Here is a 12,680-nt window from a genome sequence, read left to right as displayed (position 1 = left end):
GATGGAGCAATGTCTGGCAAAGGAAACGCAATGGCATGTAAAGAGCGAACATAGCTTTTCGGGGCAAATGGCTCGCGCGATCCCTCGTGTGAGCGAACTAATCATTTGATTGGCTTGTCGTACCGCTTCCTTCTCGGCTCTGTGTGATCTTGGCGGCAGCGTCGGTCCAAGCCCGGCACATCACCAGAAAACGGCCCTCGCCAGCGCGTGTCCGAGAGAAGGAAGAAGGTGGGCGGAACATGGCCGCCACCCAGAGGATCGCCGTCGGCGCCATGGTCGCCGCGGCCTGTGCCGCCTCGCTGGCCGGTTGTGCGACCGGCTCCCACGCCTCGAAGGAAGGGACGTCCGGCCCGCAGAAGGGTGCCCCGGCGGCCCCGGCACCCCAGAGCGTGTTCCGGCTGATCGGTGACGGATCCACCGCGTACACCGGCTCGCAGCCGCATCTGCCCAGACCCGAGCGGCTGAAGCCCGGTGAGAAACCGCCACAGTTCGTGGTGTTCTCCTGGGACGGCGCGGGCGAGGACAGCCAGAAGCTGTTCTCGCACTTCCGTGAGGTCTCCAAGGAGAACCACGCGACCATGACGTACTTCCTCAGCGGCGTGTACATGCTGCCGGAGGAGAAGCGCGAGCTGTACAAGCCGCCCCAGCACTCGCCGGGCAGCTCCGACATCGGCTTCAACGACGAGAAGGGAATCGCCGACACCGTCAAGCAGGCACGGCTGGCCTGGTTGGAGGGCAATGAGATCGGCACGCACTTCAACGGCCATTTCTGCGAGTCCAACGGCGGGGTCGGCACCTGGTCGGTGGCGGAGTGGAAGAGCGAGATCGCCCAGGCTAAGCAGTTCGTGAAGTCCTGGAAGACCAACACCGGCATGAAGGAGTCGGCCCCGCTGCCCTTCGACTACGACAAGGAGCTGATCGGCGCCCGTACGCCCTGCCTGGAGGGCCGGCAGAACTTCATGAAGGCGGCCCGCGAGTTGGGCTTCCGCTACGACTCCAGCGGAGTCAACAACCAGGTGTGGCCCAAGAAGAAGGACGGCCTGTGGGACCTGTCGATGCAGCTGGTGCCCTTCCCCGGGCACACCTATGAGCAGCTGACCACGGACTACAACTTCATGGTCAGCCAGTCCGGCACCAAGACCCAGGGCGACGCGGGCAAGTTCGGCTACTGGGGCGACCAGATGCGCGACGGCCTGGTCAAGGGCTTCCACCGGGCCTACGACGGCAACCGCGCGCCGCTGATCATCGGCAACCACTTCGAGTCCTGGAACGGCGGCACGTACATGCGCGCCGTCGAGGACACGGTGAAGGAGGTGTGCAACAAGCCCGACGTCCGCTGTGTGTCCTTCCACCAACTGGTCGACTGGCTGGACGCACAGGACCCGAAGATCCTTCAGAAACTGCGCACCCTGGCGGTGGGCGAGGCCCCCAGGCAGGGCTGGGCGTCCTTCCTCTCCGGCCGCCCGGCCCCGGCACCCAAGGGCGTGCCCGGGGCACCGGCGGTCAGGCAGTAGGCGTCACAGGCAAACCGTAGGTGTCACGCTCAAGCCGTAGCTCTCACACGGAACTTGTGATCTCCGCGCCGAGGCTCTCGTCGAGCACGAAGGCGGGGTCGACCTGCGCCGCCAGATCGGCCCCGGTGCGCTCGTTGCCCCACGCCTCGGCGTTCTTCAGGTGGAAGTGCACCATCTGGCGGGTGTAGCGCTCCCAGTCCCGCAGGTCGTACGTGGCGTCGGCGGTGGCCCGAAGGGTGTGCAGTGCCTGGGCGTTGGCCTCCTCCAGCAGTTCGAACCGGGGCGGACGGCCCTTCTCCATGGCGCGCACCCAGTCCGAGCGGCCGACGGTCACGAGCAGGTCGTCACCGACCTCCTCGCGAAGGAAGTCGATGTCGTCCTGTTCCTGGATCTTGTTGCCGACGACCTTCAGGGCGACGCCGAAGTCGCGGGCGTACTCCTTGTACTGGCGATAGACGGAGACCCCCTTCCGGGTCGGCTCGGCGACGAGGAACGTCATGTCGAAGCGGGTGAACATGCCGGAGGCGAAGGAGTCCGAACCGGCCGTCATGTCGACCACGACGTACTCGTCGGGGCCGTCGACGAGGTGGTTCAGGAACAGCTCCACCGCTCCCGTCTTGGAGTGGTAGCAGGCGACCCCCAGGTCGGCGTCCGTGAAGGGGCCGGTGACCATCAAACGGACGGCGCCGCCCTCGAGTTCCACCGGCCGCGCGCAGGCGTCGTAGACCGGATTCGGCTCTCGCACCCGGACCAGCCGCGAGCCCTCGCCGGGCGGTGTCGTCTTGATCATCGTGGCGGCGGAGGCGATGCGCGGGTTGCTGCCGCGCAGATAGTCCTTGATCAGCGGCAGCCGCTCGCCCATGGCGGGCAGCGCTGTGACCTCCGCCTCGTCGAGGCCGAGCGCGGGCCCGAGGTGCTGGTTGATGTCCGCGTCGATGGCGACCACCGGGGCGCCGGCGGCCACGAGGTGGCGGATGAACAGGGAGGAGAGCGTGGTCTTGCCGCTGCCGCCCTTCCCGACGAAAGCAATTTTCATATTCACCAACGGTAGTCGGTTGATAGCTGTAAGTGGCAGTCGGGAGTGAAGAAGACCACTCCTTCGAGGGGTTGGGCGATGGGATGCGTAGGGTCGTACTCATGAGTACGACAGGCGCGAACGCCGACCCGCTCGCGGCCCTGGGCTCGCTGCCCGGTGTGGCCGACTCCGTGGAATCCGTGCGCAAGGCCGTGGACCGGGTCTACGGGCACCGGATCATGCGGCGCCGCAGTGCCGAGATCACCTCCGAGGCGGCTCTGCGCGCTGCCCGTGCCTCCGCCGCCCTGTCCGGCGCCGACTGGGCCCTGGAGGAGGTGCGGCGGCGTACCGACTTCGGCGGCGACGCGGAGGCGCGCGTCATGGGTGCGGCCCTCAGGCTGTCGGCGGAGGCGGGACAGCTGCTGTCCATCTGGCGGCAGTCGCCCCTCCGGGTCCTGGCGCGGCTGCACCTGGTGGCCGCGGCGAGCAAGGACGACGAGGTCGGCAGGCCGCGCCAGGCCGGCGAGCCGGTGGACGAACCGCTGGTCGAGCTGCCGCTGCCGGACGCGGCGGAGGTCTCCGGGCGGCTGGAGGGGCTCGCGGACCTGATCATCGCGGGGACGTCCGCGCCCGCGCTGGTCACGGCCGCCGTGGTGCACGGCGAGCTGCTCGCGCTGCGGCCCTTCGTGTCCCACAACGGCCTGGTCGCACGCACGGCCGAACGGATTGTGCTGATCGGAAGCGGCCTGGACCCGAAGGCGATCTGCCCGGCCGAGGTCGGCCACGCCGAGCTGGGCCGCGCCTCCTATCTGGCGGCGCTGGACGGATATGTCTCCGGCACCCCCGAGGGTATGGGGGCCTGGATCGCGCACTGCGGCCGGGCGATCGAGCTGGGTGCGCGCGAGTCGACGGCGGTGTGCGAGGCGCTGCAGCGCGGCGCGGCCTGATAAGGCGCCCGGCGGGCCCCGGACATGAATGCGGCGGTACGAGTCTTCGTACCGCCGCTGGCATGTTCACCGGGTTACCAAGCGTCCTCGATATCTGCCCATCAGGTCGGGGACTTTGCCCGTCACCTGGTGCGGCTGGCCCGTAATCGACGGGTCGACGTCGCGTGGGTGCCCGGTGTCCATGCGTGGTCCGTGGGCCAAGTGCGTAGTGTTAGGTGATCCTCTCGGATGTCCCTTTGGTCTCGCGGGCCTAAGGTCTTTGTACCGCGCGCCGGGAGGAAGCGAAACCCTTGCCTCCGGTTCTTTTACCTTTAGGTTCAAACGAGGGCGAAACGGGCCCAGCCCCGACGGTGCTTCTGTGTCAGGCGGTGCTCCGGCGTCGGCTGGCGTACCAGACGAGGCCGGCGGTTGCGGCCGCCGCTCCTATGGCCGCCGCCGCGACCAGCGTGGGGCGGGCCGGGACGGAGAACGTGGGCAGCCGCTTCTTCAGCGGGACCGGCCGGCGGAACTCCAGAACCGGCCACCCGCGCGCGACCGCCTCGCGGCGCAGGGTGCGGTCCGGGTTCACCGCGTGCGGGTGCCCGACGGCCTGGAGCATCGGCAGGTCGGTCACCGAGTCGCTGTAGGCGAAGCAGCGGTCGAGGTCGTAGCCCTCGGACGCGGCCAGCTCCCGGATCGCCTCGGCCTTGGTCGGGCCGTAGGCGTAGTACTCCACCTCCCCGGTGAAGCAGCCGTCCTCGCCGACGACCATGCGGGTGGCCACCACCCGGTCCGCGCCGAGCAGTTCACCGATCGGCTCGACCACCTCGGCGCCCGAGGTCGACACGATCACCACGTCCCGGCCGGCCGAGTGGTGCTCCTCGATGAGGGAGGCTGCCTCGTCGTAGATGATCGGGTCGATCAGGTCGTGCAGGGTCTCGGCGACGATCTCCCGCACCTGCTGCACGTTCCAGCCGCGGCACAGGGTGGACAGATACTCGCGCATGCGCTCCATCTGGTCGTGATCCAGGCCACCGACCAGGAAGACGAACTGGGCATATGCGGTACGCAGCGCGGCCCTGCGGTTGATCAGCCCGCCTTGGTAGAAGGACTTGCTGAAGGTGAGCGTGCTCGACTTCGCAATGACCGTCTTGTCCAGATCAAAGAAGGCTGCTGCGCGGGGCAAGGAGTGGTTTTCCACGCCCCAGAGCATAGGCGCCCACCATTCGGCGTAAGGTGGGGCGCGTGGGTTTGCCTGAGAGGGCTCTCGGGTACACCATGGAAGTCACGGATCGTTCGCGACCGTGCTAACCCGGTCCGACTCCTCCCCCCCCGAGTCGGCCGTGGGGACGACCCCCGCTCTCCCCCCCGGCGGGGGTCGTCGCATGTCCGGGCGGCTTTTCCCCTTCCTCCCCTTTTTTTCACGCGACCGCGGGTCGGTACGACGGCGCCGCGGCCGCCGCTTCCGCGCGCCCATGATCCGTTACTCCGGGTAATCGTCGCACTGCTCTGTGGAAGTCGCGCAGGGATGGGCGCAGAGGTCACCGGTATGGGTGACTGCGATATTCACAGCCCCCGAGTTGTCCACAGATTTCGACCAAGATCCACATGATTTCGCGGATCGCTGCACCGTGATTCCAGCGCGCTCGGCCACGGCGAGTTCATGGCCGGTTCCGATTGCCGGAGCGCCTATGGCCGGTTTCTGCCGGCCGCTCATATGGGGGGCCGCTTGCCGGTTCTTCACACCTTTGGGAATCGCGTGGCCGAAGGGGCGCGCGGCCCACGCAGCGAAGGGGGGACACCCATGACCGCAGCCGTCACCCACGACCCGCCGCCCGGCACCCCGGACCGGCCGGGCAGGCCGCTCATCGTCACCGAGGACGCCGAACTCCTGGACGACCTGCTGCGCCTGTGCGCGGCCGCCGGCGCCACACCCGAGGTCCACCACGGCGTCCCCGAACACGGCGACGGCTGGGAAACGGCCCCGCTGGTGCTGGTCGGCGACGACTGCACCCGCCGGGTCGGCGGGGCCACGCGCCGGCGCGGAGTGGTGCTGGTCGGCCGTGACCAGGACGACCCGGGGGTGTGGCAACGCGCCATGGAGATCGGCGCCGACCACGTCCTGATGCTTCCCGACGGCGAGCAGTGGCTGGTCGACCGCATCGCCGACGTCGCCGAGGGAGTCGGCCGCCCGGCCCTCACCGTCGGCGTGATCGGCGGCCGGGGCGGGGCCGGCGCCTCCACGCTCGCATGCGCGCTGGCCGTCACCTCCGCGCGCGAGGGACTGCGCACCCTCCTCGTGGACGCCGATCCGCTCGGCGGCGGACTCGACGTACTCCTCGGTGGCGAGAGCGTCGACGGACTGCGCTGGCCCGCCTTCGCAGCCTCCCGCGGCCGGGTCGGCGGCGGCGCCCTGGAGGAGTCGCTGCCCGAACTGCACTCCCTTCGGGTGCTGAGCTGGGACCGCGGCGACTGCGTCGCCGTCCCGCCGCAGGCGGTGCGCGCGGTGCTCGCCGCGGCCCGCCGGCGGGGCGGCACGGTCGTGGTGGACCTGCCCCGCCGGCTCGACGACGGGGTCGCCGAAGTCCTCGCCCAGCTCGACCTGGCGCTGCTCGTCGTCCCCGCCGAGTTGCGCGCGGTCGCCGCGGCCGGGCGGGTCGCCTCCGCCGTCGGCATGGTGGTGCGCGACCTGCGCGTGGCGGTGCGCGGGCCGTACGCCCCGGGCCTGGACGACCAGGAGGTGTCCCGGTTGCTCGGCCTGCCACTGGCCGGCGAGGTGCCGGTCGAACCGCCGCTGCTGCGCCCGCGGGGCGGTGCGAAGCCGCCCGCCGCGACCGGACGCGGCCCGCTCGCCCGCTTCTGTGCGAACTTCTGGGAGCGCGCGCTGGTCGAGGTCGGAGGCACCCGATGAGCCTCCCCGGACTCGACCGCGCGGACGGCGCCACTCTGCTCGACGGCGTCCGGCGCCGGCTGGCCGAGAGTGGCGCCGAACCCACCCCCGCGCGGGTGGCCCAGGCCCTGCGCGAACAGGGCAGGGTGCTCGGCGACGCCGAAGTCCTCGGCGCGGCCCGGCAGCTGAGGTCCGAACTCGTCGGCACCGGCCCCCTGGAGCCGCTGCTCGCCGAACCGGACGTCACCGACGTCCTGGTGTCCGCCCCCGACCGGGTGTGGGTGGACCGTGGCGGCGGCCTGGAGCTGACCCCGGTGACCTTCCCCGATGCGGCGGCCGTACGACGCCTCGCGCAGCGGCTGGCCGCCGTGGCCGGACGCCGGCTGGACGACGCCCGGCCGTGGGCGGACGCCCGGCTGCCCGACGGCACCCGGCTGCACGCGGTGCTGCCCCCGGTCGCCGTCGGCTGCACCTGTCTGGCCCTGCGGGTCGTACGGCCCCGGGCGTTCACGCTGGAGGAGTTGGTCGAGGCTGGCACGGTACCGCCCGGCGGCGAGCGGATCCTGCGGGCGCTGCTCACGGCCCGGCTGTCCTTCCTCGTCAGCGGCGGCACCGGAAGCGGCAACCCCAATCTATGACCATGACGCCTCTAAAACGATCTTGCTATTCGGTTCTTCTGGAGTCCCAGAAAAACCCCTCTGACCTGCGGTTTTGCGGCCCCGTCGCGCCGATTTCGCGCGAGCCTTCGAATCAAAGGTTGGGGCCGACTGGGGCTCGGGAGACATGAAACGGCCCCGACCGGGCCGGCGCTCCGGTCGGGGCCGCGGGGTCCGCCCGCCGTCAGATACTCACCGGTTTCGACGGCGGCCGGACGGCCGGGGGCGCTGTACACCCCGTGTGGGGGCGGTCTGGTGCGGGACGGGCCTGCAGTTGGTCGGGCACAGGTACACCGTGGCCCCACCCGCACTGGGGGACATGTGGTCGTAGGTCGCCGGCTCGCCCTCGATGGGCTTGTCGCAGCGGGCACACAAGGGCATCAGTCGTCTCCTGACTGCTTGGATCTGAGGGAGCTGCAGCCCGCACCGGGTAGGCACTGGTACACGTCGACGTCCAGGACGTGAGCGCCGACGCTCCCGCGCGCCCGCCCGGCCGGCTCGCCACCGTTCTGCAGGGAGGCGCCGCACCAGACGCAGGCCCAGCCGGAGTACACGGCGCGGGACAGCTTGTTCGCCGACGGCAGGGTGCGTGTGTTCACCGGTTCGTCCCCAGCTGCGCCCACAGGCCGCACTCGTCTGTGGACAGCCCGGCGATCGTGGCCAGTCCGGACACGATCGCCCAGCCGGGCCCGTGACTACTGGCGAGCGGGAGCGGGTCGGGGCCGGCGGCGATGACGCGGATGCGTGCACCGGCCGTGGAGAGGGTCATCTCCACGACGGGGGCGCCCGAGCTGAGGATGGCGATGAACAATTCGTTCGCGATGGGCGGGACGTCGGGGTGCTTCACCCGGCCTGCCACCCAGAGTCGGACGTGGCGCGCTTCGATCGGCTCGGCCTTGAAGGCCTTCTGCCATGAATGTCCCGACTCGGGCATGGCTGTCCCCCGGAAACGGTGGTTATCTGAGTACAGGTAGTGCTTATCTGTACTCAGATTGTCGCGGGGATTGGCGCTGGTCAAGCGGATGGGGAGAGTATGTGTACTCAGATTGACCTGATCGCTCGAAGTGGGGGTGCCGTCGTGGCACAGCCTGAGTACCTGCGGATCGCCGCCGACCTGCGGCGCCGCATCTCCTCCGGCGAATGGGGACCTGGCGACCAGATCCCAACCCTGCCCGAGCTCTGCCGCGAATACGGCGACGTCTCCCAGACCACCATCCGCAATGCGCTCCGCATGCTGGCGAACGAAGGCCTCATCGAGACCCGTGCCCGCGCGGGCACGCGCGTCCGGCCCCGGCCGGCCATCCACCGCCTGGCCGCCGACCGCTACCGGACCACGCCCGGCGCCAAATCCACGCCGTACACGAGGGACCAGGGCATCGGCTGGTCCGAGTACCGGCTCGACAAGCGGTTCGAGCGGGTGCACGCAGATGCCGAACTGGCAGCGCTCTTCGAGTGCGAGGTGGGCGAGCGGCTCCTCGCGCGTCACTTCATCTTCTACGACAACGACCAGCCCACCCAGATGTCCACGAGCTACGTGCGCTGGTCGGATGTGGCCGGGACACCGGTCGCCGACCCGATCAACGAGCCCTGGCCGGGCGGTACCCGGGCCCAACTGGCGTCGCTCGGCATCCGCATCACAACCATCACCGAGTCGTTCACTGCGGCCATGCCCACCGAACTGGAGGCGGCGACGCTCCGTATCGGCTCCGGTGTGCCAGTCCTGCGGTACACGCGCAAGCACATCGCCGACACAGGCCGAGTCGTCGAGGTCGCCCACCCGATCGTGCGCCGCGGCGACACCACCATCGTCGACTTCCGCATGGAGCTGGACGAGTAGCGTCTCGGCAGGTCACGGCAGGTGTGAGAATCGGCGTAATTTTATTACCTCGAATCCCACACCCCCAGGCATGACGAAACGCCCCCTGCACAGCCCGCGTTGGGCCGTGCAGGGGGCGTTCGTGGTTCAGCTGGCGGGCATGCACGTGTAGTGCGTCGACCCCGGGCTGTCGGGGGTGCAGTCGTAGGTCGTCGAATGGCCGAGCGCGTCGGTGTAAGTCCATGTCCAGCCCGACGGCGGCGGCCCGGCGGGTCCGGTGTCGCCCTTCGGGCCCTGGGCGCCGTCCCTGCCGTCCTTCCCATCCTTGCCCGGCGGTCCGGCCGGGCCCTGGGGTCCGGCGACGGTGGACGCCGGTCCGGGGCTGCCCGGCGGCCCCGACGGGCCGGGGATGGTGGACGCCGGTCCTGGGGAACCGTTCCTGCCGTCCTTGCCGGGGGCGCCCGTCGGTCCAGGACTGCCCGCCGCGCCTGCAGGCCCTGGCGATCCCGGTGGTCCCGGTGGCCCCGTGATCGACTGGCCCGGCTCGCCACGCGACCCTGGCGGACCTGCGACCGGGGTGTGCCCGAGCTGCTGGACCTGGCGCGCCAGAGCGTCCCGTGCCGCTTCCTGTGTCCCCAGCTGGTCGGACAGGGAATGCAGCGCGAAGAGGACCCAAGCCAGCACGGCAACACTGGCCAGTACCGCGACCGCGAAGAGGACGTCTCCGCGGCGCGCCGAGCTCCAGTGATCCCTCACTTCTGCCCCTTCGAGTTGAGCCACACCTCGAGCAGCACCACCAGCAGCGGCACTACGATCGCTGCGATCACCCAGCGGCGGTCTTGGCGGCGTTGCTGCTCCCGTTCCCGCTGCTCCTGGTCCCTTTGCTGGTGTTCCAGCTTCCGCGCGTCCTCGATGCTCTTCACGCGCTCAACCAGCTGCCGTTCACGCTCATCGCGAGCCTGTTGCTCGAGCTGGTAGCGCTCGAGCGACACCTTGCTGTCGAGCCGGACGCCGAGCTGCCGGATGTCGTCTCGGATGTCGCCGACCCGGTCATCGAGGCGGCGGGCCAGTTCGCCCAGGGTCGGGTCATCGGCCACGGTTGCCCCTCGGAGATCGTGCTGTGCTGGTCGAGGCCGGTAAGCCGTGTACTACGCGGCCGGGCTCGCGCTCGGACCGGGCGGGTCGGGGACCGGGGCGACGGCCGGACGCCGCAGCAGGGACGCCGAGGACGGGCTTCCCACGTGGCGGGCCAGGAAGCCCTTCGCTGCGGACAGCACAGGCACGAGGAGCGCGGCCCACCACACGGGCAGGTTGCTGAACTCGGTGATGGCGACACCGAGGACGGCCTCGCCCGCGGTGGCGCCGACGCGCTCGGCGAGATCGAGCCAGTAGGTCTTCGTCATGGTGGTCACCAGCTTTCGATGGCGTAGGCGACGCCGGCGGCGTCGGTCTGCATGCTGACCTTCTGGTCGGCGGCGGTCATGGGAACGTCGACGGTGCCGTCGGCGGCCGTCAGGTTGACGGTGGTGATCCGCCAGTTCGTGCCGTCGTGGATGGCGACGCGCACGCTCGCCTTCGGCGGAGTCGGGCTGATCTGATCCATGCCAAGGTGCAGACGCCGGTTGGCGGCCGTCTTCCAGGCGCTGCCGTGCGGTACGAGAGCGACGGTCGGCTGCTTACCGGACGCGACCGTGCCGGAGTTCCACGCGGGCATGTCTTCCTCCTGAGGGGTGGGGCTGGGGGTCGGCGTAGGGGCCGGCTGGGTTCCGGCGGCCCAGGCGCGCAGCGCGGCCGCGTCGGGGAACAGAGCCGGGTTGGCGACATCGCCGTCACCGCCCTGCGGGGCGGCGTCCGTGTACTGGTGGAACACCCACTTCGTCTTCACGCGGGGCTGGCCGGCGGTGACGTAGTCGGCGACCCACAGGCCGTCGCCCGCGTTGGAGTCGGTGTCGACGTTCAGCCAGTTGTTACGGTCCGCGTAGACCAGGACCCGGTGACCGGGCGTCTTCGCTTTCACCCGGGCGATCCAGGCGTCCTTGAAGGCGTCGGCCTGTGCCCCGGTGACGCCTGTCTGCCCGTACCACTCCCAGTCGAGGACGAGGAGGTCCCCGGTGTGGAGGTCGGTGCCGAGGTGGTTGAGGAAGTAGTCGGCGTCGGCTGCCGCACCATCGCCGATGTGGGGGTAGTGGTAGTGGCCGATGAGCAGCCCGGCCGCGCGGCCGTGGGCGACCTGCGCCGAGGCCTTCGGGTTGACGTAACCCTCGCCTTCGGTTCGCTTGACGACCACGAACGCCAGGCCAGCGGTGCTGTACGTCTCTGACTGGTACGACGCGATGTCGATTCCCTTGAGCATCGCTCCCCCTCTCAGCCCGGTCATGTCGGCTGGCCCTCGCTCTCTCTGTGCTCGATCAGGTGGTGCAGCTGGCGCTGTTCTTCGCGCAGCGCGCGGAGGTGGCGGCGGGTCAGCCAGTGGTGGATGCCGACGACGGGGACCCAGATCACGTTCGCGGCGAGGTTGGGCCAGACCTGGAGCCACGCCCCCCACAGCCAGGCGCCCATCAGGTGATCAGGTTCCGGACGTAGACCTCGGCCTCGAAGTCGCTGGCGGATGCGTTGTGGACGCCGCCGTGCCCGCGGTGGTGCTTGGCGCAGTAGAAGACGAGGTTGTCCCCGCTCTCCACCCAGGCGCCCACCTCGTCCGGGTTGGAGATCCCGGGGTAGTCCCGCTCCAAAAGGGAGAGGTCGACGCCGTTCTGCATGGAGAACTCCACGTGGGCGTGGTGGAGCTCCAGGCCGCCGGCGCACTCGGAGGTGTCGCCGCCGCGGCGCTCGGCGAAGTGGCAGACCGCGGTGTCGATGTGGGTCTTGCGGTAGTGCTCGAAGTCCTTGTAGTGCGGGTCGTCCTCGCGGGCGGGGTGCGCTGGGAATGCGACCGTGTACCGGTGCGTCTCGGCCTGGTCGTGGGCCGCCACCGTGTGCGGCGTGTCTGCGGTCATCGGGTTCCTCGAGGGTGCGCGGGCATGAAGAAGCCCCCGGCGCGGCGGGGGCGGCAGGAAGCGGGCGGGCGGGTCAGTCGAAGGCCGGCGGGTTGAGCGTCCAGTCGACGTAGCTGGCAGTGGCGGTGTTCTGGACCTTGGAGACGCTGACGGTCACCGGGTCCTCGCCAGCGGGGTAGGCCACGCCTTTAAGGGCCTCCGCGACGGCGAGCACGAACTCGTCAGTCGCGCCGGACTGAGCGTTGAAGCTGAGGTTGCCCCCGTCGTTCTGACCGCAGGTGAGTTCGATGAAGTAGCTGGTGCCTGAGCTGGTCTGCATGGATTCCCCTCGGTCAGGCGTGGACGAATTTCGCTTTGATGGCTGCGCAGACACCACCGACGGAGGTCGTGGAGAGGGTGCCACCGGAAGACTGGTATCCGACGAGGGCCAGCGTGGTTCCCTGGGTGAGCTGGACCAGCCCACCGCAGGCAGCCGACACGGTGCTGCTGCCCGGTGGTGTGAACCGTTCGGTGCCGGTGATCACGGGAAGGTTGGTCTTGTCGGTGGTGAACCAGCAGCCCCTGTTCCCGGAGCTGTTGCCCGCGAAATGCACGACGCCCTCGATGTCGTACCAGCCGGTCACCGGCACGACCCACGCGTTGCTGGAGTAGCCCCCATACGGGTCGAGGGACGCCGTGTTGATGTTGATCAGGTAGTTCGAGCCGCTTGTCGTCAGGTTCTGCGTGGCGCTCGCGTACAGGTAACACGCGGGCGGGTTCAGCAGGAACGTCAGCGGGTTGTACATCTGGTTGGTCAGGTACGACTGGCTGATCGGGAAGCCGGTGACCGGGGCCGCCAGGCTGGGGACGGGCAGGTTGGTCATGGGT

At 69.7% G+C, this 12,680-nt stretch carries 15 protein-coding genes and 1 pseudogene; 5 read left to right on the top strand and 11 right to left on the bottom strand.

The window, feature by feature from the left end:
* Positions 1-239: 239 nt before the first annotated feature.
* On the top strand, positions 240-1,514 hold the full coding sequence (locus ACZ5NH_RS38970; protein WP_468782251.1) for a polysaccharide deacetylase family protein: 1,275 nt from the start codon (positions 240-242) through the stop codon (positions 1,512-1,514).
* A gap of 43 nt (positions 1,515-1,557) precedes the next feature.
* On the opposite strand, the gene ACZ5NH_RS38965 is transcribed toward ACZ5NH_RS38970, so the two are convergent.
* A complete protein-coding gene (locus ACZ5NH_RS38965) occupies positions 1,558-2,550 on the bottom strand; it encodes an ATP-binding protein (protein ID WP_468782249.1) in 993 nt (330 codons plus the stop codon).
* A gap of 101 nt (positions 2,551-2,651) precedes the next feature.
* Between ACZ5NH_RS38965 and ACZ5NH_RS38960 the strand changes: the two genes are divergently transcribed.
* Positions 2,652-3,476, top strand: coding sequence for a Fic family protein (locus tag ACZ5NH_RS38960; protein ID WP_468782247.1), 825 nt, complete (start codon positions 2,652-2,654; stop codon positions 3,474-3,476).
* 361 nt (positions 3,477-3,837) lie between these two features.
* On the opposite strand, the gene ACZ5NH_RS38955 is transcribed toward ACZ5NH_RS38960, so the two are convergent.
* Positions 3,838-4,668: an HAD family hydrolase gene (locus ACZ5NH_RS38955; RefSeq protein ID WP_388623639.1), complete on the bottom strand. Its 831-nt coding sequence runs from the start codon at positions 4,666-4,668 to the stop codon at positions 3,838-3,840.
* A gap of 591 nt (positions 4,669-5,259) precedes the next feature.
* Between ACZ5NH_RS38955 and ssd the strand changes: the two genes are divergently transcribed.
* Together ssd and ACZ5NH_RS38945 are read left to right on the top strand one after the other, a co-directional pair.
* A complete protein-coding gene (gene ssd, locus ACZ5NH_RS38950; protein ID WP_468782245.1) occupies positions 5,260-6,366 on the top strand; it encodes a septum site-determining protein Ssd in 1,107 nt (368 codons plus the stop codon).
* Positions 6,363-6,980: pseudogene (locus ACZ5NH_RS38945) on the top strand (ATPase, T2SS/T4P/T4SS family); the annotation flags it as partial. The gene ssd and the pseudogene ACZ5NH_RS38945, both read left to right, overlap by 4 nt.
* Before the next feature lie 401 nt (positions 6,981-7,381).
* On the opposite strand, the gene ACZ5NH_RS38940 reads toward ACZ5NH_RS38945, so the two are convergent.
* Positions 7,382-7,600 (bottom strand): hypothetical protein, encoded by a 219-nt coding sequence (locus ACZ5NH_RS38940; RefSeq protein ID WP_468782243.1) that lies wholly within the window; start codon positions 7,598-7,600, stop codon positions 7,382-7,384.
* Positions 7,597-8,019, bottom strand: coding sequence for a hypothetical protein (locus ACZ5NH_RS38935; RefSeq protein ID WP_468782241.1), 423 nt, complete (start codon positions 8,017-8,019; stop codon positions 7,597-7,599). The genes ACZ5NH_RS38940 and ACZ5NH_RS38935 overlap by 4 nt, the downstream gene beginning before the upstream one ends.
* Positions 8,020-8,079: 60 nt before the next feature.
* Between ACZ5NH_RS38935 and ACZ5NH_RS38930 the strand changes: the two genes are divergently transcribed.
* Entirely contained in the window at positions 8,080-8,838 is a 759-nt protein-coding gene (locus ACZ5NH_RS38930; protein ID WP_468782239.1) for a GntR family transcriptional regulator, read from the top strand.
* A 731-nt stretch (positions 8,839-9,569) separates the two neighbouring features.
* Here the strand turns inward: ACZ5NH_RS38930 and ACZ5NH_RS38925 are convergent.
* From ACZ5NH_RS38925 to ACZ5NH_RS38895, 7 genes are all read right to left on the bottom strand, one after another.
* Positions 9,570-9,914, bottom strand: coding sequence for a hypothetical protein (locus tag ACZ5NH_RS38925; RefSeq protein WP_468782237.1), 345 nt, complete (start codon positions 9,912-9,914; stop codon positions 9,570-9,572).
* Positions 9,915-9,965: 51 nt separating this feature from the next.
* A complete protein-coding gene (locus tag ACZ5NH_RS38920; RefSeq protein ID WP_468782235.1) occupies positions 9,966-10,220 on the bottom strand; it encodes a hypothetical protein in 255 nt (84 codons plus the stop codon).
* Between the two features lie 5 nt (positions 10,221-10,225).
* Positions 10,226-11,170, bottom strand: a complete 945-nt coding sequence (locus ACZ5NH_RS38915) for a glycoside hydrolase family 25 protein (RefSeq protein ID WP_468782233.1) — start codon at positions 11,168-11,170, stop codon at positions 10,226-10,228.
* Positions 11,171-11,190: 20 nt separating this feature from the next.
* Positions 11,191-11,376, bottom strand: coding sequence for a hypothetical protein (locus ACZ5NH_RS38910; RefSeq protein WP_468782231.1), 186 nt, complete (start codon positions 11,374-11,376; stop codon positions 11,191-11,193).
* A complete protein-coding gene (locus tag ACZ5NH_RS38905; RefSeq protein ID WP_468782229.1) occupies positions 11,376-11,813 on the bottom strand; it encodes a hypothetical protein in 438 nt (145 codons plus the stop codon). Before ACZ5NH_RS38905 ends, ACZ5NH_RS38910 begins: the two co-directional genes overlap by 1 nt.
* A 73-nt stretch (positions 11,814-11,886) precedes the next feature.
* A complete protein-coding gene (locus tag ACZ5NH_RS38900; protein ID WP_468782227.1) occupies positions 11,887-12,132 on the bottom strand; it encodes a hypothetical protein in 246 nt (81 codons plus the stop codon).
* 13 nt (positions 12,133-12,145) lie between these two features.
* Positions 12,146-12,676: a hypothetical protein gene (locus ACZ5NH_RS38895; protein ID WP_468782225.1), complete on the bottom strand. Its 531-nt coding sequence runs from the start codon at positions 12,674-12,676 to the stop codon at positions 12,146-12,148.
* Positions 12,677-12,680: the final 4 nt, after the last annotated feature.

Source organism: Streptomyces sp. NPDC031426 (assembly GCF_055581585.1).
Note: the sequence above shows the minus strand (reverse complement) of the source record. Positions and strands in the feature narration are given on the sequence as shown.

What these genes read in the sequence shown, in the direction of transcription:
- ACZ5NH_RS38920 (WP_468782235.1), bottom strand. Translation starts at nt 10,220, where the DNA reads ATGACGAAGACCTACTGGCTCGATCTCGCCGAGCGCGTCGGCGCCACC.
- ACZ5NH_RS38965 (WP_468782249.1), bottom strand. Translation starts at nt 2,550, where the DNA reads ATGAAAATTGCTTTCGTCGGGAAGGGCGGCAGCGGCAAGACCACGCTC.
- ACZ5NH_RS38955 (WP_388623639.1), bottom strand. Translation starts at nt 4,668, where the DNA reads ATGCTCTGGGGCGTGGAAAACCACTCCTTGCCCCGCGCAGCAGCCTTC.
- ACZ5NH_RS38915 (WP_468782233.1), bottom strand. Translation starts at nt 11,170, where the DNA reads ATGCTCAAGGGAATCGACATCGCGTCGTACCAGTCAGAGACGTACAGC.
- ACZ5NH_RS38895 (WP_468782225.1), bottom strand. Translation starts at nt 12,676, where the DNA reads ATGACCAACCTGCCCGTCCCCAGCCTGGCGGCCCCGGTCACCGGCTTC.
- ACZ5NH_RS38960 (WP_468782247.1), top strand. Translation starts at nt 2,652, where the DNA reads ATGAGTACGACAGGCGCGAACGCCGACCCGCTCGCGGCCCTGGGCTCG.
- ssd (WP_468782245.1), top strand. Translation starts at nt 5,260, where the DNA reads ATGACCGCAGCCGTCACCCACGACCCGCCGCCCGGCACCCCGGACCGG.
- ACZ5NH_RS38970 (WP_468782251.1), top strand. Translation starts at nt 240, where the DNA reads ATGGCCGCCACCCAGAGGATCGCCGTCGGCGCCATGGTCGCCGCGGCC.
- ACZ5NH_RS38910 (WP_468782231.1), bottom strand. Translation starts at nt 11,376, where the DNA reads ATGGGCGCCTGGCTGTGGGGGGCGTGGCTCCAGGTCTGGCCCAACCTC.
- ACZ5NH_RS38905 (WP_468782229.1), bottom strand. Translation starts at nt 11,813, where the DNA reads ATGACCGCAGACACGCCGCACACGGTGGCGGCCCACGACCAGGCCGAG.
- ACZ5NH_RS38900 (WP_468782227.1), bottom strand. Translation starts at nt 12,132, where the DNA reads ATGCAGACCAGCTCAGGCACCAGCTACTTCATCGAACTCACCTGCGGT.